The organism is Candidatus Methylomirabilota bacterium (assembly GCA_035709005.1).
In the GTDB taxonomy this organism is placed as follows: domain Bacteria; phylum Methylomirabilota; class Methylomirabilia; order Rokubacteriales; family CSP1-6; genus 40CM-4-69-5.
The window spans coordinates 1-23,349 of record DASTFB010000014.1 but is presented as its reverse complement, the minus strand read 5'-3'; the positions used below and the strand labels follow the sequence as shown (position 1 = coordinate 23,349).

The following is a 23,349-nucleotide window of genomic DNA, read 5'->3' as shown; positions in this document are numbered from 1 at the left end:
CATCACCTCTTCGACGGCGATGAGCATGGTCAGCCACGATGCGAGCATCTCGCACAGAGCCAGCAGACGCCCGAGGCTCAGGCCGACCCGCCCGCGCTGCTGCCGCCCCTGGCGGCTACGCGCGCCGATGTCCCGCCAGCTGTCGCCGAGGTCCTTCAGGCTGCCGATCGCAGCGCTGAGAGTCCCCGCGCTCCTCCGCTCGTCTAGCGTCCTCCGCCCGGTTTCGTAGGCCATCGTCCAACCGTTTCAGTCGAGCGGAAGCGGTGTCTTTTGTGGACCGCTCTGCCGCTCACGGGGGTGTCTATGACCAGGACCATCGGGCCCTTGGTGTCCTTACTCATCGGGAGTGTCATTGCGCTTGCCGCGGGGGTGATCGGTGCTCGCTCCGCCCTGGCGCAGGTGTCCTCGGAAGCCGAGACGCTGCGCAAGGAGGTCCGGACTCCAGCGTCAGCCCCGCTGCTGGCCCAGACCTCGGCGCCGTCGGCGTGGGGCCCGACGGCACGATCCGCGGCGCCCGCGTCGTGGAGCTCACAGAGGAAACCTATCCCTGGCTCGAGCCGCTCCTCGATCGGGACTTCACCCGCCGATATGTCGGCCAGGGGAGCCGCGACCAGTTCACGCTCGCCGCGGACACGGGCGGCAATCCGATGACGGAGTTCTACGGTCAGATCGTCGCTGGCCTCATGCAGCGTGGCGCCTTGCTCTACGAGGTCGCCCTCGCCGGTCGGCCAGCGGCCGCCGTCGGCCAGCCGCCCGCGCGGCCGTGAGGAGGTGCAAGATGGAGTTGAAGCAACGCTTGATGGCAGAGATCAGCATGAGGATCCACAGAGCGTTCGGCGCCGGGCTGGCGCTGGCGGCAGCGGCGACGCTCGTCGTCGGCGGTGCGGACGCCGACAAAGATGACCACGCCCACACGCCCGGCACGCCGCCCCACGAGCACCGGAAGGCGCCCGTTCGCATCACGATGGAGGAGTTGCATAAGCACGGAGGCGTCCCGCCGGGCTGGCGACTCACGGTGCCCCTCGGCAACCCCGGGGCCGGGCGGGAGGTCTTCGCCAAGCTCGAATGCTACAAGTGCCACGCGATCAAGGGTGAGCATTTCCCCCACGCCGCGAAGGGGGCGGGGGACGCGGGTCCCGACCTGACGGGCATGGGCAGTCACCACCCTTCCCAGTACTTCCTGGAGTCGATCATGAATCCCAACGCCGTCATCGTCACGGGCCCTGGTCACACCGGGCCGGACGGGCTCTCGATCATGCCCGACTACCGGGAGAGCCTGACGGTCGCGGAGCTGATCGACCTGGTCGCCTACATGCGGGGCCTCAAAGGCGAGCACAAACATCCGCCTTCGGGTGGAAGCGGGCATGCGCCGCCGGCGCCCCCGCACGGAGGGCAACCGAAAGGGCACTGATGGGGCGGCTGGCGGGCGGGGCCTTAAGTTGCTGCGCCGGCGGAGGGCTGACGGTGAGGCGGGTCTCCCGACTCGTCACCGCCATCGTGACGGTGCTCCTGCTGGCGCCCGAGGTTGGCTGGCCCCATGCCTACCTGGTGAAGTCGTCGCCGGCTCGCCGGGCGGTTCTCGTGCGAGCGCCGACCGAGGTGCAGCTCTGGTTCAACGAGCGCCTGGAGGCGGCCTTCTCCAGGCTGACCGTGGTCGACGGGGATGGCCGACAGGTCGACGCCGGCGACGTTCGCGTAGGCCCGGACGATCCCAAGCGACTCTCGGTCGGCGTCGCACCGCTGGCGCCGGGAACCTACACGGTCCGGTATCGGGTGCTGTCGGTCGACGGCCACATCGTGGAGAGCGAGTTCTCGTTCACGATCCGCGAGCCCAGATGAGCCTCGTCGGAGCTGCGATGGAGCCCGTGCCAGCATGACGGTCGCCCTGGCGCTGGTGCGAGCGATCCACCTGGCAGCGATGGTCGGCCTCGTGGGGGCGCTCGGCTTTTCGCTCCTCGTCCTCCGCGCATCGCCCGGGCAGGCCGGCCCCGACCGCGACCTGCTGGAGCGGTCCGACGCCAGGATCTTGCGCACGGCGTCGTGGTGCTGCCTGGTGGGTCTCGTCTCGTCCCTCGCCTGGCTGGCGCTCGTAGCGAGTGCCGAGCCCGGCCAGCCGCCGAGCCGCCACCCGAGGTAGGCGAGCTGATGTCCAGCTAGCCGCTTGAGCCTACCTTGAGCCTATTATGTCTCTCATAGCATAATGGCGGGGCCTCATGAGACTCGTCGGCAACGATTTCAACCGGTCGGAATTCGCCGGGGCTTTCGGGGATCTTGGAACCCTCGTCCCCTTCGTCGTGGGTTACATCACCATTAGTCGACTCGACCCCCAGGGCGTACTCCTGGGATTCGGGTTGTTGGCGATGGCAACGGGCCTCTACTTCCGCACGCCGATGTCGGTTCAGCCCATGAAGGCCATCGCCACCGTCGCCGTCACGCAACCCCAGCTGGTCACGCCAGGCGCCATCTTTGCGTCCGCCGTCGTCACCGGCCTCTTCTGGCTGGGCATGGGCCTGAGCGGCGCCGTGTCCTGGCTGGCGGCGGTGACCAGCCGTCCGGTCGTGCGAGGGATCGTGCTCGGGCTAGGGCTTAGCTTCATCCTGGAAGGCGTCAGCTTCATGTACCAGGGACCGCTGGTGGCGGTCCCGGCGGTGCTCCTGACGTTCCTCCTTCTCGGCCAGCCGCGCATCCCGGCCATGCTCATCCTGCTGGCCTACGGTGCTGCGGCTGCCCTGAGCCTCGATCCGACGCTCATCCGCGACCTGGGCAGCCTCGCTCCCGGCTTTCGGCTGCCCAGTTTCCAGGTGCCGTTGATGTCGTGGCGGGAGATTTTCACCGGCGCCTTCGTACTGGCTGTCCCTCAAGCTGCTTTGACCCTGGGCAACGCCGTCATCGCTACCGCCGAGGAACACAACGCGCTGTTCCCGCACCGGCCGATCAGCGTCCGTCTGCTCGCGCTCGATCATGGCCTGATGAATTTGGTGGCGGCGCCGCTGGGCGGGGTGCCGATGTGCCGGGGCGCGGGCGGCATGGCGGGGCATATCAGGTTCGGCGCTCGCACGGGAGGCGCGCTGGTGATCCTGGGTGTGTTACTGCTCGCGGGGGCGCTGTTCTTCGCCGACTCGGTCTCCACGGTACTCCGGCTGTTCCCCCTGCCGGTGCTCGGAGTCATCCTGTTCTTCGGCGGCATCGAGCTGGCCGTCGGCATCAACGACGAGATGTTCTCGCGTAGCGAGCGCACGGTGCTGGTCGTCACCGCAGGCGTGGCCTTGTGGAACATGGGGGTGGCCTATCTGGCGGGATTGCTGCTCCACCACGCCACGCGGCGAGGAATCGTTCGCCTCTGATCCGTGCGCAAGCGGCGAATCGCTCGGAAGGGCAGGGCGGGAGCGGAACCCCGTGGGGCGAGCGCGGAAGTCCTTCGGCGGGTGCCATATTTCGTTGCCCTGCCGGCCTCCGAGCTGCGTCATCTGGCCGCACAGTGTACGACGAGGGATCTGGGCTCCGGAGATGCTCTCTTTGAAGAGGGAGAGCCGTGCCGGGGCCTCCTTGTCGTCGCGGAAGGGCGTGTCGAGATCCGGCAGATCTCCCTGAGGGGCCGCGAGCAGATCTTTCACACGGAAGGACCGGGCGCCACGCTCGGCGAGGGGCCGCTCTTCGACGGGGGTGGTTACATCGCCTCGGCGGTGGCCGCGGCGCCCTCGCGCGTGCTCTTCATCCCGCGCGCTGAGGTCGTCCGCCTCTGTCACCGGCAGCCGGCGGTGGCGCTGGCCATGTTGAAGACGATGGCCCGCAGGATCCGTCACTTCGCGGGCATCGTCAGCGACCTGGCCTTTCGTCCGGTGACAGAGCGGCTCGCCCGGTACCTGGGCACGGCTATCGCCGGGCCCATCACGCCTGGTGCCCGTATCGAGCTCACGCTCACGCACGCGCAGCTCGCGGCGCGGCTCGGCACGGTCCGCGAGCTGGTCGCCCGCGCCTTCTCCCAGCTCGAGGAGAGTGGGGTCATTGCGCGCGACCGATCGCGTGTCACCATCCGCGATCCCGCGCGTCTCGCCGCGCTCGCCCGAGGTGATGAGGCTCCGGGGCGGGGCTGAGGTGGTGTGACCTAAGTCATAGATTGGCTCCGCCTGGCTCTCCATACTGGCGGGTGATCGTTCCGACAGGAGGGAATCATGTGGAGAGCAGGTCTGGCCATCACGCTCGGCATCGCCCTGGGCGGGGCGGTGCTCACGCACACCGTCTTCGCCCAGCATCCGCCCGCCTCCCGGCTCGGCCAGCCTCGTGACCACGGGTCGATGCCGTCGCACGGGGCGGACATGCACGCACAGCACATGCGGCTGATGCACAGAATGGACGATAGTGGGCCCACGATGGCAGGTCAGGACGCCTTTGGCGCCATCGCCGAGATCGTCCGGATCCTCGAAGCCGATCCCGCCACCGAATGGGACAAGGTCGACATCGAGCGCCTCCGTCAGCATCTCATCGACATGAACGAGGTCGTGCTGCGGTCCGCGGTCCGGCAAACGCCCGTCCCCGGTGGCCTGGCCATGGAGGTCACCGGCACCGGCCGCACGGAGCAGGCAATTCGGGCCATGGTCGTGCCGCACGGGGTCGAGCTCGACCGGATGCCGGCGTGGGCGGCCAGGACAGAGTCCATTCCGAACGGAATCCGCTTGACGGTGACCGCCAAGAGGCCGGATGACGCGAAGCTCGTCGCGCGCCTTCGGGGGCTCGGCTTCGCGGGCCTGATGACCCAGGGGGCGCACCACCAGCCCCACCACCTGGCGATGGCGAAGGGCGAGGCCATGGCCGGTCATTCGCACTGAGGAGGCGACCCATGCGGGGCGCCAGAACTCACTGATCGCGGTTGTGCTCGGCACGATGGTCCTGGCGGAGGCACAGCCCGGCAGCATCGTGGCCCAGACGTCCTGGCCGGCCCCCGTATTGCATCCGCGCGTAAGTCTACGCTGCGATGAGGAGGTCAGTATGGCTAGAACAGTCTATGGAGCCATCGCGCAGCGGTGGTTGCCAACGCCGGTCACCGCGAAATGGAGGGCACCACACGACGGCGCAACACGGATGTGGCCGCTCGTCGCTGTTGCTATCCCGGCGCTTGCTGGGCTGGCGACCGCCTGGTTCGTGAGGGAGCGAGGGCCGGTGCTGCGGTCGATAAAGGTGAAAGATCTCATGGTGAGTGACATTGTGGCCGTCGATCCGTCCGCGACGCTCGCCGAGGCAGCAAAACTGATGCGTGATCACAATGTCGGCATCCTGCCGATTGTCGTTAACACCAAGCTGGCCGGTGTGATTACAGATCGTGACCTCGTTGTACGCGCCCTCGCTGAGGGGGCCGACCCCACAATGACGGAGGTCGGCGAGTTCGCGTCAACGGAGCCGATCTGTGCCCGCCCGGACACTCAGCTCGAGGAGGCGATGGAGGTCATGGCCGAGTGCCAGGTGGGCCGGCTTCCCGTCGTCGACTATAACGACCAGTTGGTAGGGATGGTGACTCTCGGTTCGCTGGCGCTGCGTTCGCGGGAGGAAAAGGAAACCTTGCATACCGCGCAAGAGGTGTCGAGACGGTCTGCCCGCGCGGCATAGAGCCGCCTAGAGATGTCAGCGCAGAGGGGCAGCGCTCAGTATCGCGGGAGCGCTGTCCCCTCATTGCAGCGCGCGCAGAAGGCAACGAACTGTTCAGACATCTCGAAAACCACCTGGAGCAGACGATGGAAGCGCTTCAGGCCGAGCCCGTATGACGCGCCTCGGGCTACGACACCTCGAACAGGGCTTATCAGCCTCCATTAAAAACCCCCCGCCGTTACCCAAGCCAAGCGTTGTGAGAGCGACCTGACGAAGCGGGATGGTGAGGGCGGTGGCGATGCACGGCGAGCAAATTGCGCCGGGGTGGCTCCGCAGGAACCCAACGATCTCTGCGCGGATCGCGCCTGGCACACCAAACTCCACCGCAACGATACCGCCACATTCATACAAAGGTCAATGGTTCTCAAGGTCCGCTTGTATTCGCGAGACGGTCCGACGTCAACCGCCAATCTGCTCGCTCAGCACCTCACGGATTACCTGGACGACGCGGTCCGGGTCTGATCCCTTGGCGACGAACCGGTCACACCCGGCTTTCATTGCTTCCAGCCCAGCCTGCTCCACCGAGTGCCCCGTAAGGGCGATGACCGGGATGGTTGCCGTCTCGACACTCGCCTTTAACCAGCGGCACGCTTGCCATCCGTTGAGACCTGGCATGTAGAGATCCAAGAGGATGACGTCGGGGCGCAGGGCGCGCGCTTGTCCGACGCCGCTCGTCCCATCGGCGGCGGCGACGACCCGGAAGCCGACCGAACGCAGGTACAGGGCATAGATCTCGCTGTGATCGGCATTGTCGTCAATGATCAGAATAAGGGGTGGCTGCTCGGCCATCGTCGCTCGGTCAGGTCCCCGTCAGGGTCCAGCCGCCCTGCAGGTTCAGCGCCGCGATCGCGCTGTGGCTCGGATGGTCCCGCGCCATGGCGATCATCATTGGCAGGAAGTAGCTCCCGAGGGCAACGATACGATGACGAGCTCATGCCCGCCGCGACCAAACATGGCTGGCCTACTGACCGGTGGGTGAGTCTCCCAGCGCGCCGCTGACTGGCGTCGACCGTAGCAGCATGGGTGTTATCTGGCCACGTACCCGATCGCCAGTTCTCATCGCCTTAGCGAGTGCCCGAATACTGCGCGCTGCTGATCACAACCTGAGCAGCCCGCAACCTTTCTGGTGAACCCGTCCTCGGTGCGCAAGCGTTTGGTGAGGGCGCGAATTGCGTCAATCGGCTCGCCCATCATGATTGCGAGGCAGGGTGGGCAGAAGGCCTTCCCCGGGAGGGCCTTAAGCAAAATAGCAACAAGATCTGTGTCGGTCACCGACAAACCTACCCAGTACGCCCGGACCGCAGAACGCCTGCAGCGGCTCCCGCTCTCGTCGGCGCAGGTCGCGGCGTCCGTCACGGTAAGGCGCGCAGCAATCGCGGGACCAAGACGGAGAGAGCTAGACGGCTTCGTATCTGCTGATATCTCGTGTCGATGGCTATCGGCGCGTTGGCTCATGTTGCACCGGAACTGGTCAACGAATCTTCGAGTGCAACGAAGCCCTCGCCGCAACGACACTTCCGGGGCGGCCCAGCGATGTCCAAGGTTGGCCACAGGCAGTGCAACTCCTCAAGTCGACGTCTGGCCACCGGAGCTGTGAGTACGCTTGCCACTTGCTCAGGAAGGAACCGGAAGCGGTTCACGGAGGCCGGGGCCAAGACAGCGCCAAGGCTTCCTCATCGTGTCTGCCTCACGCCAGTTCATCGAGGAGGCTCTTCGCCTCCTTCAGGTCGGCCGTGTCGAAGCCCTCTGTAAACCAAGTGTAGATCTCGCTGAGTTCCCTGCGTGCCTCATCGCGACGCTGCTGCCGGCCGAGCAGGCGCGCGAGGTCGGTGGCCGCGCGAAGCTCGAACGACTTGTGCCCGCGGGCGCGCGCGATCTCCGCAGCTCGGCGGAAGGCGGCCTCAGCCTCGGTGGGATCGGCGCCGGTCTGGCGCTCAAGCAGCTGCCCTCTCAGGCGATAAAGCTCGCCCTCGTAGAGGTTGGGGGGCTGGAGCCCGGCGGCAATCTCGGCGAGCGCGGCCAGCGCCTGGTCGACGTGACCGGCCCGGCCGCACAGGACCATGAGGCGGGCGAGCGCCCACAGGTCCCTCCAGTTCCACCCTCCCCTCCGAGCCGCTGTCAGGGCGTGCGCGAGCCGGGCCGGCAGATCGTCGCCTGGCCCGGGTTCCACTCGCAGCGCCCCCAGGAGCGTCGATGCCCGGTCCAGATACGACATCTGGCCGTGGACCGACGAGAGCTCCGCCACCACCTCCGCCCTCTGGGCGGCGGCATCGTGCTCTCCGCGGTCGCCGCGGAGCTCGGCGGCCATGAAGTACGCGATGATCGTGCTCGGCGGATGTCCGTGCCCCCGGGCCAGGCCAAGGACCTCTTCGCTGCATCGCACGGCCTGGTCGGGGTACCCCTGGGCCCACAGCGTCAGGCTGAGGTGGCTGCGAGTGCAGACCCCCGGGTCGTGTCCGCCGTAGCGGAAGGCCAGCGCCCGATGACGCCGGGGGTCGTAGAGGCCGAGGCCCTCGTCGAAATGGGGCCGGGCTGCGGATAGCTCTCCGAGCTGGAACAGCGTCGCGCACAGGGAGTGATGCGCCTCCAGGAGCAGGATGGAGTCGCCGGCGTCGCGAGCGGCCGCCAGGAGCCGTTGCGCCAGGGCGCGCGTCTCGCGATGCTGGCCGCGATTGACGCTCGTGTACCAGAGGCCCCAGAGGGCCTGGAAGAGCCGGGCGCTGTCGCCGATCTGCTCGCACCGCTCGCGCGCGCACGCATAGACTGCGTGGGTCTCGGGCGCCGTTCCTCCGGCCGTCACGATGAGCGCCGGACCGAGGTCGAGCCGGATGTCGAGCGCCTCGTTCAGCCTGTCCGCCGTCGCCGGTAGCTCGGCCAGCCCGCTTAGCGCCCCCTGCAAGAACGCCACCGCCTCGTGGTTCGCCGAGCGGGCGATCGCCTTCGCCGCGGCCTGGCGCAGGTAGCAGACCGCGCGCTCCGGGCGTCCACCCTGCTGGGCGTGGCGCGCCAGGCTCTCGACGTGCTCCGTGAGCCGGTCGGCGTAGAGTGCCTCCATCGCGTCCAGGATGCGCGCGTGCAGCTCGCGCCGGCGCTCCACCAGGAGCCCCTGGTAGGCGACCTCGTGCGTGAGCGCGTGCTTGAAGGTGTACTCGGCCTCGGGGAACAGGCTCGCCTCGTAGACGAATTCACCGGCCTGAAGTCGAGCAAGCCGGGCCCGGAGGACCTCCTCGGGCAAGCCGGCCACGGCCTGGAGTAGGCCGAGCGGCACGTCCTTGCCGATCGCCCCGGCGAGTTGCAGGAGATGCTTCTCTTCGGGGGGCAGGCGATCAATGCGGGCCGCCAGCACCGCCTGCACGGTGGGGGGCACACGGACGTCGGCGGCGGCTCGCGGCGGAGCGTACGCGCCGGGCTCGCCGGCGAGGGCGCCCATCTCAACCAGGGCCTGGATGCTCTCCTCCAGGAAGAACGGATTCCCCTGGGTCCGCTCGATGAGCAGCCGCTTCATCGGTCCCAGGCGGGCATCACGTCCGACAAGGGAATCCAGCAGGGCTTCCGCGCTCTGGGGCGCCAGCGGCTCGACCTGGATCTGGCGGTAATAGGTCTTGCCGCTCCAGCCGTGCCGGTACTCCGGCCGGTAGTTGACGAGGAGCAGGAGACGCGCCGCCGGCAGGGCCTCGACGAGCGCGTTGAGGACGGCCTGGGTCTCGGCATCGATCCAGTGGAGGTCTTCGAAGAGCAGGAGCACCGGCTGCACTTGGCTCTCGCGCAGGAGCAAGCGCTTCACCGCCTCCAGCGTGCGCGGGCGTCGCTCGGGCGGCGCCAGCGCCTCCCACGACGGGTCGTCGGTTGGGAGGTCGAGCAGCGCCAGCAGGGCGGGCAGCGACGCCTCCAGCGTGCGGTCGAGCGCCAGCAGCTTCCCGGTGACCTTCTCGCGCATCCGGCGCGCATCGTCGCCGGCGCCGAGCTCGAAATAGCCGCGCAGCATCTCGATGACCGGCAGGTAGGCGGTGGCCTTGCCGTAGGACACCGAGGCGCTCTCGAGGACCAGCCAGCCCTGCAGGCGATGCGAGTGGGTGAACTCATAGACGAGGCGCGACTTGCCCACCCCCGCCTCGCCGACGATGGCTGCGATCTGGCCATGACCGCTAGCAACGAGCTGCTGAGAGCGGCGGAGCTGCTCCAGCTCGGCGTCGCGGCCGACGAAGCGCGTCAGTCCGCGGCGGGCGGCCGCCTGCAAGCGGGTCCGGGCCAGGCCCGCCCCCGTCACTTCGTACACCTCCATCGCGTCGGCCAACCCCTTCACCAGCACCGTGCCCAGCGCCTTCACCTCGACGTAGCCCTCGACCAGCGCCAGTGTCTCTGGCGTGATCACGATCGCACCGGGATCGGCGAGCTGCTCCATCCTCGCAGCTAGGTGCGTCGTCTGGCCGACCGCCGTGTAGTCCATGTGCAGATCGCTGCCGATGGCCCGCACGACGACCTCTCCGGAGTTGAGCCCGACACGAATCTTCACCACAGCCGCGTGAGCGCGTCGCACCTCGTCCGCATACCTTTTCACGCTCTCCTGCATCCGAAGCGCTGCGTAGCACGCTCGCACGGCATGGTCCTCATGGGCCAGCGGCGCGCCGAAGAGCGCCATGATCCCGTCCCCCATGACCTGGTTGACCGTGCCCTCGTACCGGTGGACCGCCTCCATCATGAGTTCCAGCACCGGGTCGAGGATCTTCCTGGCCTCCTCGGGGTCCCGGTCGGCGAGGAGCTCCATCGACCCCTTGAGGTCGGCGAAGAGGACGGTGACCTGCTTGCGCTCGCCCTCCAGCGCCGCCTTCGACTGAGGATCTTCTCGGCGAGGTGCTTGGGGGTGTAGGTCTGGGGCGAAATGAAGCGGCTTTCTGGCTGGGCTGTGGCTACTGGCGCCCCGCAGGAGCCGCAGAACCTCTTACCTGGCGTTACCTCAGCGCCGCAGGAAGGGCAGGTGGCAGCCAGCCGAGCGCCGCAGTCCTCGCAGAATCTGAGGCCCTCGCGGTTCTCGGCCTGGCAGCGGCTGCACCGCATGGCTTGGCGGGTGGCAGAGTAGCCCCTGACCAAAGAGGCGGTCAAGGCAGCCAACTTGGCCAATTTCAGGCCCATGGGCAGGATGACGCAGGGGGCTCGCCTTGCGCGTCGTAGCGCAGCCGCCCCGGCGACCCGAGATCGAGGCGGTCTATCGCTCGATGCGGAGAGCCTGCTTGATGTGCATCAGTCGACACTGCTTCAGCTGGTCCGAGAGTTCATCGGCGGCCCGCACCGCGCGATCATGGCGAGCCTGCAATGGCCGAATAGAGGCAACGAGCCGGTCCACGTCCAGTCTGACCTGTTCGATCAGTGCGGCATCCGTCCACACCACCACCCCCTGGACGGCATGCCCGACCAGGCTGATGCCGAGCATAAGGACCACAAGTCGAAATTTCATAGGGGCCTCCCATCTCGCGAGTGGGGGCTGACGGTACTCGGAACCCGGACGCTGGTCAATCTGCCGTCAGGCATAGGCCGGCCGGCGGTTGAGGCTGAGTCGGAACCGGTCGGCCGGGTGTACGCTGGGCCTTCCATGGCCGCGATGCGCTCGCACGACCATCGGAGGCAGGAAAGGCCGACGCCGCAGACGGAAGGCAAGACCATCCGCTGGGCGCGGCTCTACGACTTGGGCACGAGCCTGCTGTCCTTCGGGCAATTGGCCGCGCTGCACCGGACGATCGTCGATCTCGCCGCGATTCGGGTGGGGGAGCAGATTCTCGACGTCGGCTGCGGTCCCGGACGTCTGGCCATCATGGCCGGACGCGCCGGCGGCCCGTCGGGCGCGGTGGCGGGCATCGATCCGGCCCCGGAGATGATCGCGCTGGCGCGGCGGAAGGCCGACCAGGCCGGGGTCAGGGCGCGCTTCGACGTCGGGGTGATCGAATCGCTGCCGTACCCGGCCGATTCGTTCGACGTCGTGCTCGGCAGCCTGATGCTCCACCACTTGCCCGATGCTCTGAAGAGCCGAGGGTTCGGCGAGATCCGCCGAGTGCTCAAGCCGGGAGGGCGCCTGGTGGCCGTCGATTTCGGGGCCACGCCGCGGGGCGCCCTCGGCCATCTTCTTTGCGTGCTGCGCATCCGGACGGGTTCCGACCATGCGGAATACCTGCGCGCGCTGCTCCGCGCGGCGGGGTTCGAGCGAGGGGAAAGCGGGCCGACCGGGCACCGGGGCCTCGCCTTCGTCCGGGGCTGGAAACCGCGCGCGACACGGGCCTGATTGCCGGGGCCAGCCCCCACGGTTCGGGCCTTGCACGACGCGCTCGTCGACGAGGACGGGCAGGGCCTCCTGACGCGCCTCCGAACTCCCCGGGGGGGCGGGCTGGATCCCGGCTCTTCGAGTTTGGTCGGCGGTCAAACTCAGATCGAAAGGGAGGTGGCAGTATGTTCGCGCTTGCGCGGCGTCGAGCCCGGCGACGCCCGCGTCACTGCCCGGGGCCGCACGCTGCCGATTTCCGGCGAGCGGAAGGCCTCGGAGCAGATTTCTGACGAGGACTACTGGCTCCGTGGGATCGCCTACGGACGGACGGTCCCCATCCGCGTCGAGCAGCCTTCGCTCGCCGCGTGATCGTCGTGCCGCGGGCGTGGGCGCGGGGGGAGGATCCCGAGGAACTGATCGGCGCGGCGCACGCGGGATGCTTCTCGATGGCGCTGGCCGCCGCGCTCGGCGGGAGCGGATTCTCGCCTCGCCGCATCGCGACCACGGCCGACGTCGCGCTGGAAAAGGTCGGTGACGGGTTCAAGATCACGAACATCCTCCTGAGGACACGCGCCGAAGTTCCGGGTATCGATCAGTCGAAGTTCCCGAAGTGGCCGAGGCCGCCAAGAAGGGCTGTCCTGTCTCCCAGGCGCTCGCCGGCACCGACATCAGGCTCGAGGCGAGCCTCACGTCGTAGCGACGGACTTCAGCCCAAGGGCATCTTCGCCCCTTTCGCCGTCACGGCCTCGACGGGGAAGCCTCCCTCTCGCCAGGCGTGAAGGCCCCCGGCAAGAGGACGGATGAGCCGGATGCCACGGCGCCTCAGCAGCAGCGCCACCCGGGCGCTGGTGGTCTCGTTAGGTCACGTGCAGTAGAGGATCACCTCTCGGTCGCGGGGGATGTCCTGCGAGCGTTGCTCGAGCTCTTCCGGGCTCAGATGCAGGGCTCCCGGGACCACCACGGGATCAGCGTCGAAATCCAGCGAGTGACGGAGATCCACGATCATCAGCGCTTCGCCGGTGTCGAGCCTGCGCTTGAGCTCGACAGGGGTAATTCGCGAGATCCGTAAGCGCCTGATGAAGCGCTGGCGTCTGATGTACTTGCCTGCGATATAGAGCGCGAGGCCTCCGAACGCGACACCAAACAGCCAGGGGCCGAGGAACTGGGCGTAGGCCGCAACGCGTTCGACGTAGTCGCTGAGCAGGTAGCCCAGCCCCACGTACGCACCGGTCCACAGCAACGCGCCCAGGGCATCGACCAGGAGAAACCGCGAACGCCGCATTCCAAGGATGCCCGCAAGCGGCTGCGCCACGGTGTTCAGACCCGGCACGAACTTGGCGACCAGGAGCGACCGTCCGCCGTATCGGGCGAACAGCTCCTGGCTGCGCCGCACACATGAGTCCGGCTCGAGCGAGATTCGGCACAGCAGGCGCGTTACCTGACTCCCCCGGACACGACCGATCTCGTACCAGATGACGTCGCTGAGCAGCGAGGCCGCGACTCCCACGGTGATGACGAACGGGAGGTTGAGCAACCCCGCGCCGGCCAGCGCCCCCGCGGCGAGGAGGACCGGCTCGCTCGGGACTGGTAGAGCGAACTGCTCCGCGGCCACCCAGGCGAACAGCACAACGTAGCCGTGCTGGAGCAGATACGCGGCGGCCTCATCCACGCGGGGTCTCCCCAGCCCTCCTCAGTCCTCCCCGCGGGCTCCGGTCCCGGGGAGCGGTCGGCGATGGCTTTGCGACCTCATGGTCTTGCGGTCTCGTGCTCCATTGCGAGCTCCGTCTCCATGTTTTCCCGGTCTCGACCGATTGTGGCCACCGCGAGCACTCGGCCCCCGCGTCGGTACCGCACGGTGCAGTCGCGCTGTTCCAGGCTCCCATCGATCTCGATCGCATCCCACTTGTCAGCGTGCCCGACGTAATTGATCGCCACGTCGTAGTGCTGGCTCCAGAAGAACGGAACGTCCGCGAAAGGCGCTCGCTCCCCGGCGATGGTCCGGGCCACCGACTGTCCCTGCCGCTGGGCGAGCACCCAGTGTTCGATGCGGACGTTGCCGCCGCTTCTGGGGTCAGGCCAACGCGCGACGTCGCCGACCGCGTAGATCCCCTTCGCCGACGTTTCCAGGTGGCGGTCAACGACGACCCCCTGGTCGACCACCAGCCCGGCCCGCTCGGCCAGCGCCACAGCCGGACGGACACCGACTCCCGCCACGACGAAGTCGGCCGCAAGCCGTTCACCATTCTGCAGCACGACGTGGCCCTGTTCCATCCCGCGTGCGATCTGGCCCAGATGGAATACGACACCGTGGGCCTCGTGGAGCGCCCGAATGAAGTCGCCGAGCTGAGTACCGAGCACGCGCTCGAACGGGCGCGTCCCCGGAGCGACGACATGCACATCGAGTCCTCGGTGACGGAGCGAGGCGGCCACCTCGAGCCCGATGAAACTCGCCCCCAGCACGACGGCCCGGCGGGCGGCCTCGGCGGCCTTGATGATCCGCCGGCAGTCGGCCAGGGTGCGGAGGTAGTGCACGGGGAGGCCGTGCTCGCCAGGGATCGCAAGTCTCACGGCTTCAGCACCGGTCGCCAGGATGATCGCTCCGAAACTCCGCGTCGTGCCGTCGTCGAACGTGAGGCGCTTGGTTTCGGGATCGAGCGCAACCACTCCTCGCCCGAGGGCCAGTTCCACCGCTAGCTCGTCGTAGTAGGCACGGGGGTGCAGCGGCAACCACTCCTCTGGAGCGGTTCCCGCCAGGTAGTCCTTCGACAGGTTCGGGCGATCGTATGGCGCAGACTCGTCCGCGTCGATCAGCGTGATGGACCCTTCGAATCCGAGATGGCGGAGCGTCTCCGCCGCGCTGTTTCCGGCCGCCCCGGCTCCCACGATGGCAACCGCCGAGGGGGCGCCGACTGATGAGGCGCGCGAGCGCGCCGGAATCTTCTTCCGCGGGCCGACGATGACGGCGCCCTGCTGCTGAATGACCTCGTAGCTCGACACGGCGTTCAAGGCGGGGGCCCGCAGAGCCTTGCCCGTCCGCAGATCGAAGCAGGCGTGGTGCCATGGACAGCGCACGGTGTCGTCGACCACCAGGCCCTCGGCCAGGGGGCCACCGTAGTGCGTGCAGGTGGCCCCGATGGCGAAGACATCGGCACCACGACGCACGAGCATCACGGCGTCATCCTCGACGACGCCGAGCAGCGGCACGCCCTCTTGCAGCGAGTCCGCCGGAATGCCGGCAACGAGATCGGGTCCGCCTGGGCTGGGAGCCTGGTCACTCATGTCATCTCTCCTATGCGGGCTACGGGTTTACCCGCCTATCAAGATACCTCTCGGGTACGGCCTCGGCCCCGGTGGAACCGTCGAGTCGAACAAGGATGCTCCGGATGCGGCCGCCCCCTTTTCCAACAAGAGCTGAGGCGGAAGCAACCGAGGAAGCGCCCGCTAGGGCTCCCAGAGGAGTCGCCGGAAGCGGCGCTGCTCGAATGGGATCGGCAGCGGCGCCACCGGTTCGCCCCGGTTCGTCAGACCGTCCAGGGTAAGCGAGAATTTCACGTCGGTCGGTGGGGGCGCGGCGTCGAAGCGAAGCGAGACGCAGACGAGCTCGGTCATGGCAATGACCGCCGGCATGCGTTCGGGCTCTCGATAGGGGCCGCAGTGGTTCTGGTAGAGATCGAACATCACGGGGCCGACGAACACGGATGGCGCGAGCGCAGTACGGTTCGGCAGGTGAAGCCGGACCCGGCGGACGTCCAGGGTGAAGTCCTCGCCTTCGGGATCGATGCCGACGTCGATCCAGAAGTGCCGGCCGGGCTCGTCGTTCCGCACCGGAATCGGGATGATGGGGAGCGGGACGATGAGACCGGGCCCGACCAGCTGTGACGCAACCCGGGCGTGGCGCGCGTGCGCCGTGACCCGGACGCCGGGCGCCTCGAGCCACGGCCACAGATCACTCTTGGGCCCGATCGCGGGGCGGGTCGTCTCGACCGACTCCAGCGAGACGCACGCGGATATCAGCGCAGCGACGACGGCGGTGAGCGCCACCACGCGCTGCGCCGTCACGACGACGCGCCGGTCAGAAAATCGACCACGAGATCGTCGGCGCAGCGGTCGGCTCGCGCCGAGTCCGGGAGAAAGGTGCACTGGCGGGCCCACAGGACGGCGAGATCGTCGAGACGGACCAGCCGGGCCTGAACCGTCACGTTGCCGTCGCTTGGGATGTACCGCCACGGCACGTAGAAGTCGAAGACGTAGCCGGTGCGGTAGGTCCGCTGGAGTCTCGCGACGCTCGGTTCGTCGACGGCCACGCCGGGCTCGCGATAGGGAAAGCGCGGCGTCGTCACGTCCCGCACGCCGGTCGGGGACAGTCGCTCGCGCACGCCGCCGAGAAATCGGGCCTTGATCCGCGCGACAAGGGCGCCGCTCACGCTCTTCAAGAAGGCGCCGGGGTACTCGCCTTCCGGGCGCACGTCATGGTAGTGGACGACGATGATCTGTGGCGCAGTGGCCAGCGTCGCGAGGGTCTCCGGACTCGCGGCGCGCTCCTGCGGCCTCGGCATCGACGCGCAGCCTTCAACCGAGGCCATCACGCCGAGCGCGGCCACCACGAGGCGGAGACGACCCATCCTGGTCAGGGGGTAGCCTTTCTGCCGAGATAGTCTACGTCGGCAGTCATCGGCTCGTCCTTGCCGGCGCCGCGACCGCGTGTTTGAGCTGGATCGCTTTCGGGACGCGCAGGACGCCCCTCGCGGAGGTTTCGCGGCTGCGCTCCGCGAGCTCGCTCATTCAACCGTCGGAGCGCATTTGGGCCAGCAGCCGGCGGGCTGTTCCCCCGAGGATTTCGGCCTCGGCGGCCGGGTCGAGGGCGAGCCGGCGCAGGCGCTTCAGCTGGCGACCGACCGGTATCGCGGTATTCGGCGCGTCGCTGCCGAAGAGCAGACGGCCGGCCAGGCGGCCGGGGTTCGACGGCGGGAGCGGAACGGGCTCGTTGACCACCGGGGTGAGGTCGAGATAGAGGTTAGGATACCTCTCGAGCAGGCTCCATGCGACCGACCCGGCGTTATGACCGGAGTGGGCCAGGACGACTCGCATCTCGGGATATCGGTCCAGGACCCACGTGAACTCGGCGATGTCGTCCGCCGCGGTGTGGCCGGAGATTGCCTTTCCGAGATGCACGATCACCGGTAGACGCCGGCTGGTCGCGAGCTCCCACACCACGGTCAGCCGTGGATCGTCCAGCCGGAAATTGCCAACCGAGCAGTGCAGCTTGAGGAGCTTCAACCCGAAGGTGTCCAGGGCCTCGGCGACGATTCCGGCGGGATCGTCGTCGCCAGGGTGCACGGTGGCGCCTGCCGTGACCGATACAGGTCCCCCGGCAAACCGCCGCTGCGTCTCGGCGCTGGCTTCATTCATCGCCCGCGCGGCCCCGGGCCGGTGGGCATAAGGGAACGACCACACCTCCTGCACCCCGTCGGCATGAAGCTGCTCCAGCACCGCCTCGTGGTCGAGCGGGTACACGAGGGGACCGGGAAGATGCCTCTCCAGGAATGTCCGCACCTTCTGGGCCAGTCGGCCCGGCAGAAGATGCGTGTGCGCATCCACGATCGCCGTCACGCTCTACACCCCCGACGGAAGGCGCCGCTCTTCACGTCAACGGTACACTGTTCGTGCTGTCACGTGCGCGCATAAGCGTGAGGAGTGAGGCATGGAGGGGGCGGCAGGCAAATTCATTGGGCTTCTCGGCTTCATCCTCCTCGCCTTTCCGGTCTGCCCCACGAGCGCTCAAGAGGCCGGAACCACCGTCGTGCTCCGCGGCAAGCTCACCGACAACGCGTATGTCGCGGGAGGCACGGTGGATGTGTTTGCCGAGGCCGAGCGTGACCTCGTGGTGGCGGGCGGCACGATCACGATTCGCGAGGTCGTCAAGGGTGACATCGCGGTGGCCGGGGGCTCGGTGAACCTCACCGCCCGGGTCGGAGACGATGTTCGGGCCGCCGGTGGCAGCCTCATCGTCGGCGGCGAGGTCGGCCGGGACCTGGTCGCGGTGGGCGGGACAGTGACGCTCGCACCGGAGTCCAGGGTCGGTGGCCGCGCCTGGCTTGCCGGCGGGGACGTGACCGTGGCGGGCCAGCTCGCACGCGGGCTGCGGGTGGCCGCGGGATCGGTCAGGCTTGCCGGCGCCGTCGACGGCGATGTCGAGATCACCGCCGGGACCATCGAGATCCTGCCCACCGCCCGGATCAGGGGCAATCTCACGTACACCAGCCCCGATGCGGCGGAGATCGATCCGGGGGCGCAGATCCAGGGCCGCGTGACTCACCGACGCCTCGAGGCGGCCGCGCGCGCCGAGCAGGCCGGGCGGGCGTTCTTCGGGGTGGCGCGCGTGGTCTTGCTCGTGGGCCTGATCCTGTTTGCCGTCGTGTTGTTGCTGCTCGTGCCCGGCTTCATGGTCTCGGCCGGCTGGCGGATCAGGACCCACTTCTGGAAAAGCCTGGGCCTGGGCTTGCTGATCTTCGTCGTCATGCCACTCGTCGCGGTCCTGGTGATCGCGACGATCATCGGGCTTCCGCTTGGCTTGACGCTTGCCGCTCTCTACCCGGTGCTCCTCATCGTGGGTTATCTGACCACGGCAGTTTTTGTCGGGGAGCTCGGGGCGCGCCTCAGCGCCCGAGGGTCCGAGCTCACGACGGGCCGGCGCGTGCTCTGGCTCGTCGTCGCGCTGATCGTCCTCGGGCTGGCGAGCACGGTTCCGATCGTCGGATGGATGCTCGCCTGGCTGGCGGTCGTCATCGGGCTGGGAGCCGCCACGCAGGAGGTCTTCCGCCGCTGGGCGGAGGCGCGATCCTGACGTAAGAGGGAGAGAAGCGATGGGACTCGACCGGGCTGAGCGGGAAGGATTGATCGGACGGTATGCAGCGGGCCCGGCGCGGCTCCGGGCGGCGCTCGCGACGGTGCCCGAGCCGGCGTTGAAATGGCGTCCGGCTCCGGGCGAGTGGTCGGTGCACGAAGTGGTGTGCCACTGCGCGGACTCGGAGAGCAACGCGGCGCTTCGCATCCGCTATCTCGTCGTCGAGAAGGAGCCGCTCATCGTCGGCTACGACCAGGATGCGTGGGCCCGCCAGCTGGACTACCACGCCCATCCGCTGGATCTCGCGCTCACCACCGTGGAGGCGGTGCGCGCCAACACCGTGGCGCTCCTCAGGCGCCTGCCCGATGAGGCCTGGGCGCGCGAGGGGCGGCACACCGAGTCCGGGCGCTATGGCGCCGAGGATTGGCTCCGCATCTACGCCGAGCACCTGGAGATCCACGCCCGCCAGATCGATGACAACCTCGCGGCCTGGCGGCGCCGCTGATCCTCACACGCCGATGTCCTCGTTCCAGAGGGCGGGATGCTCGCGAATGAACCGGCGCATCATCTCGATGCAGCGGGCGTCCTGGAGGACGTCCACGGCCACGCCCCGGTCCCGCAGCAGATCCTCCTCGCCCTTGAACGTGACGTTCTCGCCGACGACGATGCGCGGGATGCGGTAGAGCAGGATCGTCCCCGAGCACATGGCGCACGGCGACAGGGTCGTGTAGAGGACGCTGCGCGTATACACGGCTGCGGGCAGGCGGCCGGCGTTCTCGAGGGCGTCCATCTCGCCGTGGAGGATGGCGCTGCCCCGCTGCACGCGGCGGTTGTGGCCCCGGCCGACGAGCCGCCCGTCGTGCACGAGGACCGAGCCGATCGGGATGCCGCCCTCGGCCAGCCCGGCCTCCGCCTCGGCGATGGCGGCCTTCATGAAGTCGTCCATCAGTCCCTCAGCGGCCGCCCTCGAGGCCCAGGAAGCATTCCGCCGTGCGGAACAGGATGTCGTCGACGTCGTCGTCGCGGAGCCGGGCGCCGCGGAGCTGCTCGAGCGGGCGCTCGACGCCCATGTCGAAGGGATAGTCGCTGCCGAGCATCACCCGGTCGCTGCCGGCCTTCTCGCACAGGAGCTCCAACAGCCGCGGGTCGTGGGTGATCGAATCGAAATAGAGCCGCCGGAGGTAGGCGCTCGGGGGCCGGCTGATGACCCGCCTGGCCTCGGCCCGGACGGCAAAGCCGTGGTCGATGCGCCCGAGCAGCGGAACGAAGTTGCCGCCGGCGTGAGCGAAGGCGATCCGCAGCGTGGGCAGACGGTCGAGCACGCCGCCCAGGATCAGCCGGCTGATCGCCAGCGAGGTTTCCGCGGGCAGGCTCACCATGTGGGGCAGGTAGAAGGCGCGCATCCGCTCCTCGCCGATCCCGCTCCACGGGTGGACGAAGACGGCCAGCCCCAGCTCCGCAGCGGCCTGGAGGATCTCGACGAGCTCCGGATCGTCCAGGTCACGGCCGTTGACGTTCGTTCCGATCTCGAGCGCGCGGAAGCCCGCCGCTTTCATGCGCTCCAGCTCGGGCACGGCATGCTCGAGCGACTGCATGGCGACGGTGCCGGCGCCGATGAAATGTCCCGGGTTCTTGGCCACGGTCTCCGCGATGAAGTCGTTCTGGATCCGTGCAAACTCGGCCGTGGCCGCCGGCGGGCCCCAGTAGCAGAAATGGACGGGGATGGGCGAGATGAGCTGCCGCCGGATTCCCGTGGCGTCCATATCGGCCAACCGGCGGGGCGCGGAGAAGCACTGCTCGGTCACCAGCCTGAACTCGCGGTCCCCGAGCATGATCATGGCGCTGCAGTTGGCCTCCGGCCGGACCCACGGCCAGCCGGGCGCGTGGTACTTTCTGGCCAGGTCGTCCCAGTCGGGCGGCATGACGTGAGTGTGGATGTCGATGACGGGTCGGGCCACGGGAAGAGAACCGTAGAGCGTCAATGGACAACTGTCAACCCGGAACGGCGTGCGCGTGCCTCAGCGGTGGAATACTATCGGCGTACCAGGAGGACCCTGATGACGACGGCGTACGATCCGGCGGCGACGTTCGAGGTCAAGGTGAGCGAGGTCGAGTTTCGGCGCGCAGTCAGCGGCCGCATGCTGCTGGCCCGCCTCTATCAGCCGCAGGGCGTGGGACCGTTCCCGACGCTGCTCGATCTGCACGGTGGCGCGTGGAACAGCAAGGACCGCCTGGCCAACGAGCCGATGGACCGGGCGGTGGCGGCGAGCGGCGTGCTGGTCGTGGCCATCGACATGACGCTGGCCCCGGAGGCCCCGTACCCCGCGTCGGTCCAGGACGCGAACTACGGAGTCCGCTGGCTCAAGTCGCGCGCGGCCGAGTGGAATGGCGGCGCGGCGGGCCTCGGAGTGCTGGGAAGCTCCAGCGGCGGCCACGTCGCGCAGTTGCTGGCCCTGCGCCCGCGCTATGAGGCCTACACCACGATTCCGCTGCTGGCGGCTCCGACCGTCGACGCGACGGTGGCCTACGTGGCCACGCGTTCCCCGATCAGCGACACCTACGCGCGCTACCAGCAGGCCGAGCGCATGAAGCGCGAGGGCATGATCAAGAACAACGAGACCTACTTCCGGCCCTGGGCGACCATCTTCGAGGCCAACCCCCAGCAGATTCTCGATCGCCGCGAGGCGGCGACGCTGCCCCCCCTGCTGATCATGCAGGGCGCGCTCGACGACAACGTGCTGCCGGCGGTGCAGGAGAAGTTCGCCGCGTCGTACCGGGCGGCCGGCGGCGAGTGCGAGCTGCACGTCTTCGAGGGATGCGAGCACGAATGGGTGGCCAGGCCGGGGCCGCAGACCGATCGGGCCCACGAGATGGTCAAGCGGTTCATCGCGCGCCACGGGAACGCCGCGGGGCGCGCCTGAGGGTCACTCGAACGGGCGCCCGTACCGCTCGAGGTGCGCCACCTCGCCCAGCGGCTTGCGCTGCTTCTTGCCCCGTCCGACCGGGCGAGCCGGATAGCCGAACGGCAGGATCGCCAGCACCTCGAGGCCGGCCGGGATGTCGAGCAGCAGCTTCACCCGCTCGAGCCCGCCGAAGCCCACCCAGTTCGAGCCCACGCCATCGGCCCACGCCGTCAGCAGCATGGACTGGATCGCCCGGCTGGCGTCGGAGACGGCGAACCGGCTCTTGTCGGTGGCCACGACGACCGCCAGCGGGGCCTGGGCGACATACGGCCCGCTCGAGGCCAGGGCGCCGAGCCGGCGCAGCGTCTCGCGGTCGCGGACCACGATGAAGTGCCAGGGCTGCCGGTTCATCCCGCTGCCCGTGAGCCGTCCCGCCTCGACGATCCGCCGGACCACCGCGTCGGGCACCGGCTTGTCCTGGTAGCTCCGCACGGCCAGCAGCGTGCGAACGGCCTCGACGGTGTCCACCCGATGCCTCAGATCCGGATGAACTTCATCGGGTATTTCTGAAGGGGACGGGCGCCCGTCCGCGTGATCTCGACCAGGTTGCCGACCTGGAGGCCGCGCGTCCCATCGGCGGTGACCACGTTGGGCTGGATGACCATCAGCATGCCTTCCTGGAAGACGATCTTGCCCTGTGGCCGCCTGATGAGCGTGGCCGCCACGTCCACGCGGGGGTCTTCGATGAGGAGTCCCCAGCCGTGGAACGTGCTGTCGAAGGTCGTGAAACCCGATTCCACGATGACCGAGGCCGCCCGGCGGACGTCCTCCTCGGTGGCCCCGGGCCGGAGCGTGTTCAGGATACGGTCGTGGGCCTCCACGGCCACCTCGAAGAGCTTCTGGTAGACGGGGGTGGGCTTCGTGCCTACGGCGATGGGCCGGTGCGCCTGGCCCGCGTGCATCTCGTAGTCGGCGGACAGCTCGGTCAGGATGATGTCGCCCTTGCGGACCTTGCGGTGGCTGGGGAACTGGTTGGGAAAGATGAGGTGCGGCCGGGTCATGGACGTCGAGCCGACGAAGATGAGCTTGGGGCCGCCTCCGTGGGGCATGTAGGAGCCCGCGATGAGCGCGGCCAACTGGAAATCCGTCATCCCGGCCCGGGCTTTCTTCTCCAGCGTCTCGAAGGCCATGTCGGTGAGGGCGGCGCCACGGCGGAACCAGACCAGCTCGGCCTGGCTCTTGACCGCCCGCACCTCGGCGACAAGATCCGTCGCATCGGCGAAGGAGGCGCTGTCCAGGGTCTTGTGCCAGTGAGAGACGGGGCCGTAGGGCAGCGAGGAGTGGAGGATGCCCCGGAACCCCACCAGCCCGATCGCGCCCTTGTCGTGACCGAGCTCGCGGAGACGCCGCTCCACCTTGCCCGCGGGATCGTAGTCGACGGCGTCGGTCTCGGGAATCACGCTCATGCGCCTGGCATAGGGCAGGTAGAGGCGGTTGGAGATGTAGAGCGCGGGCTCGCCCTCACGCGGGAAGACCAGGTAGCTGGCGACGGGGTCCTGGTAGTTCGAGAGGTACTTGATGTTGGCGTGGTTGCTCCCCTGGCTTCCGGAGTCACCGTACAGGACGAGAACGTCCAGCCCCCGTTCCCGCATGCGCCTGCGCACGTCGGCGTAGCGGCGTGCATATTCCTCTTCGGCAAAGCGCGGGTGATC

General features: G+C 68.4%; 27 protein-coding genes. 14 read left to right on the top strand and 13 right to left on the bottom strand.

The genetic code is table 11. The annotated features are described in order from the left end of the window. Positions 1-234 (bottom strand): hypothetical protein (locus tag VFR64_02640; protein HET9488644.1); only part of this gene is annotated, 234 nt, incomplete at its 3' end. A gap of 251 nt (positions 235-485) precedes the next feature. On the opposite strand from VFR64_02640, the gene VFR64_02635 reads away from it, so the two are divergent. The 8 genes from VFR64_02635 to VFR64_02600 all read left to right on the top strand — a co-directional run bounded on the left by VFR64_02635 (position 486) and on the right by VFR64_02600 (position 5,601). Beyond that, positions 486-767 carry a hypothetical protein gene (locus VFR64_02635; protein HET9488643.1) on the top strand — a complete coding sequence of 94 codons (282 nt, stop codon included), beginning with the start codon at positions 486-488 and terminating at the stop codon, positions 765-767. Between the two features lie 47 nt (positions 768-814). Continuing rightward, positions 815-1,411, top strand: a complete 597-nt coding sequence (locus tag VFR64_02630) for a c-type cytochrome (protein ID HET9488642.1) — start codon at positions 815-817, stop codon at positions 1,409-1,411. Between the two features lie 53 nt (positions 1,412-1,464). Continuing rightward, on the top strand, positions 1,465-1,839 hold the full coding sequence (locus VFR64_02625) for a copper resistance CopC family protein (protein ID HET9488641.1): 375 nt from the start codon (positions 1,465-1,467) through the stop codon (positions 1,837-1,839). A gap of 34 nt (positions 1,840-1,873) precedes the next feature. Further along, positions 1,874-2,137, top strand: a complete 264-nt coding sequence (locus VFR64_02620; protein HET9488640.1) for a hypothetical protein — start codon at positions 1,874-1,876, stop codon at positions 2,135-2,137. 76 nt (positions 2,138-2,213) lie between these two features. Beyond that, positions 2,214-3,344 carry a putative sulfate/molybdate transporter gene (locus VFR64_02615; protein ID HET9488639.1) on the top strand — a complete coding sequence of 377 codons (1,131 nt, stop codon included), beginning with the start codon at positions 2,214-2,216 and terminating at the stop codon, positions 3,342-3,344. A gap of 81 nt (positions 3,345-3,425) precedes the next feature. After that, on the top strand, positions 3,426-4,094 hold the full coding sequence (locus VFR64_02610) for a Crp/Fnr family transcriptional regulator (protein HET9488638.1): 669 nt from the start codon (positions 3,426-3,428) through the stop codon (positions 4,092-4,094). A gap of 78 nt (positions 4,095-4,172) precedes the next feature. Then, positions 4,173-4,826, top strand: a complete 654-nt coding sequence (locus tag VFR64_02605) for a hypothetical protein (GenBank protein HET9488637.1) — start codon at positions 4,173-4,175, stop codon at positions 4,824-4,826. 160 nt (positions 4,827-4,986) lie between these two features. Further along, positions 4,987-5,601, top strand: a complete 615-nt coding sequence (locus VFR64_02600; GenBank protein HET9488636.1) for a CBS domain-containing protein — start codon at positions 4,987-4,989, stop codon at positions 5,599-5,601. A 438-nt stretch (positions 5,602-6,039) separates the two neighbouring features. Here the strand turns inward: VFR64_02600 and VFR64_02595 are convergent, their stop codons facing one another. The 3 genes from VFR64_02595 to VFR64_02585 all read right to left on the bottom strand — a co-directional run bounded on the left by VFR64_02595 (position 6,040) and on the right by VFR64_02585 (position 10,459). Continuing rightward, a complete protein-coding gene (locus VFR64_02595) occupies positions 6,040-6,429 on the bottom strand; it encodes a response regulator (protein ID HET9488635.1) in 390 nt (129 codons plus the stop codon). Between the two features lie 10 nt (positions 6,430-6,439). Further along, positions 6,440-6,529 (bottom strand): hypothetical protein, encoded by a 90-nt coding sequence (locus VFR64_02590; protein HET9488634.1) that lies wholly within the window; start codon positions 6,527-6,529, stop codon positions 6,440-6,442. 798 nt (positions 6,530-7,327) lie between these two features. Continuing rightward, positions 7,328-10,459 (bottom strand): adenylate/guanylate cyclase domain-containing protein, encoded by a 3,132-nt coding sequence (locus VFR64_02585; GenBank protein HET9488633.1) that lies wholly within the window; start codon positions 10,457-10,459, stop codon positions 7,328-7,330. Between the two features lie 318 nt (positions 10,460-10,777). Here VFR64_02585 and VFR64_02580 point away from each other — a divergent pair, with 318 nt between their 5' ends. From VFR64_02580 to VFR64_02570, 3 genes are all read left to right on the top strand, one after another. Continuing rightward, a complete protein-coding gene (locus tag VFR64_02580; GenBank protein ID HET9488632.1) occupies positions 10,778-11,911 on the top strand; it encodes a class I SAM-dependent methyltransferase in 1,134 nt (377 codons plus the stop codon). 174 nt (positions 11,912-12,085) lie between these two features. Continuing rightward, positions 12,086-12,259 (top strand): Hsp20/alpha crystallin family protein, encoded by a 174-nt coding sequence (locus VFR64_02575; GenBank protein HET9488631.1) that lies wholly within the window; start codon positions 12,086-12,088, stop codon positions 12,257-12,259. Between the two features lie 77 nt (positions 12,260-12,336). Beyond that, complete coding sequence (locus VFR64_02570; GenBank protein ID HET9488630.1) at positions 12,337-12,669, top strand: hypothetical protein; 333 nt, start codon at positions 12,337-12,339, stop codon at positions 12,667-12,669. Positions 12,670-12,752: 83 nt separating this feature from the next. Here VFR64_02570 and VFR64_02565 read toward each other — a convergent pair whose 3' ends face one another. The 5 genes from VFR64_02565 to VFR64_02545 form a co-directional block, all read right to left on the bottom strand. Then, positions 12,753-13,559, bottom strand: coding sequence for a VTT domain-containing protein (locus VFR64_02565; protein ID HET9488629.1), 807 nt, complete (start codon positions 13,557-13,559; stop codon positions 12,753-12,755). A gap of 77 nt (positions 13,560-13,636) precedes the next feature. Continuing rightward, positions 13,637-15,169: an FAD-dependent oxidoreductase gene (locus VFR64_02560; GenBank protein HET9488628.1), complete on the bottom strand. Its 1,533-nt coding sequence runs from the start codon at positions 15,167-15,169 to the stop codon at positions 13,637-13,639. Between the two features lie 162 nt (positions 15,170-15,331). Further along, positions 15,332-15,949 (bottom strand): hypothetical protein, encoded by a 618-nt coding sequence (locus VFR64_02555; protein HET9488627.1) that lies wholly within the window; start codon positions 15,947-15,949, stop codon positions 15,332-15,334. Then, positions 15,946-16,446: a hypothetical protein gene (locus tag VFR64_02550; GenBank protein HET9488626.1), complete on the bottom strand. Its 501-nt coding sequence runs from the start codon at positions 16,444-16,446 to the stop codon at positions 15,946-15,948. Before VFR64_02550 ends, VFR64_02555 begins: the two co-directional genes overlap by 4 nt. A gap of 226 nt (positions 16,447-16,672) precedes the next feature. Further along, positions 16,673-17,500 (bottom strand): amidohydrolase family protein, encoded by an 828-nt coding sequence (locus VFR64_02545; protein HET9488625.1) that lies wholly within the window; start codon positions 17,498-17,500, stop codon positions 16,673-16,675. Between the two features lie 91 nt (positions 17,501-17,591). Here VFR64_02545 and VFR64_02540 point away from each other — a divergent pair, with 91 nt between their 5' ends. After that, positions 17,592-18,734, top strand: a complete 1,143-nt coding sequence (locus VFR64_02540; protein ID HET9488624.1) for a polymer-forming cytoskeletal protein — start codon at positions 17,592-17,594, stop codon at positions 18,732-18,734. A gap of 19 nt (positions 18,735-18,753) precedes the next feature. After that, complete coding sequence (locus VFR64_02535) at positions 18,754-19,239, top strand: DinB family protein (protein HET9488623.1); 486 nt, start codon at positions 18,754-18,756, stop codon at positions 19,237-19,239. Positions 19,240-19,242: 3 nt separating this feature from the next. On the opposite strand, the gene VFR64_02530 is transcribed toward VFR64_02535, so the two are convergent. Then, entirely contained in the window at positions 19,243-19,680 is a 438-nt protein-coding gene (locus tag VFR64_02530) for a nucleoside deaminase (protein HET9488622.1), read from the bottom strand. A gap of 7 nt (positions 19,681-19,687) precedes the next feature. Next, positions 19,688-20,692, bottom strand: coding sequence for an amidohydrolase family protein (locus tag VFR64_02525; GenBank protein ID HET9488621.1), 1,005 nt, complete (start codon positions 20,690-20,692; stop codon positions 19,688-19,690). 99 nt (positions 20,693-20,791) lie between these two features. On the opposite strand from VFR64_02525, the gene VFR64_02520 reads away from it, so the two are divergent. Continuing rightward, entirely contained in the window at positions 20,792-21,655 is an 864-nt protein-coding gene (locus VFR64_02520) for an alpha/beta hydrolase (GenBank protein HET9488620.1), read from the top strand. Between the two features lie 3 nt (positions 21,656-21,658). On the opposite strand, the gene VFR64_02515 is transcribed toward VFR64_02520, so the two are convergent. Both VFR64_02515 and VFR64_02510 read right to left on the bottom strand, forming a co-directional pair. Further along, positions 21,659-22,165: a nitroreductase family protein gene (locus VFR64_02515; protein ID HET9488619.1), complete on the bottom strand. Its 507-nt coding sequence runs from the start codon at positions 22,163-22,165 to the stop codon at positions 21,659-21,661. An 8-nt stretch (positions 22,166-22,173) separates the two neighbouring features. Continuing rightward, positions 22,174-23,349 (bottom strand): M24 family metallopeptidase (locus VFR64_02510; GenBank protein ID HET9488618.1); only part of this gene is annotated, 1,176 nt, incomplete at its 5' end.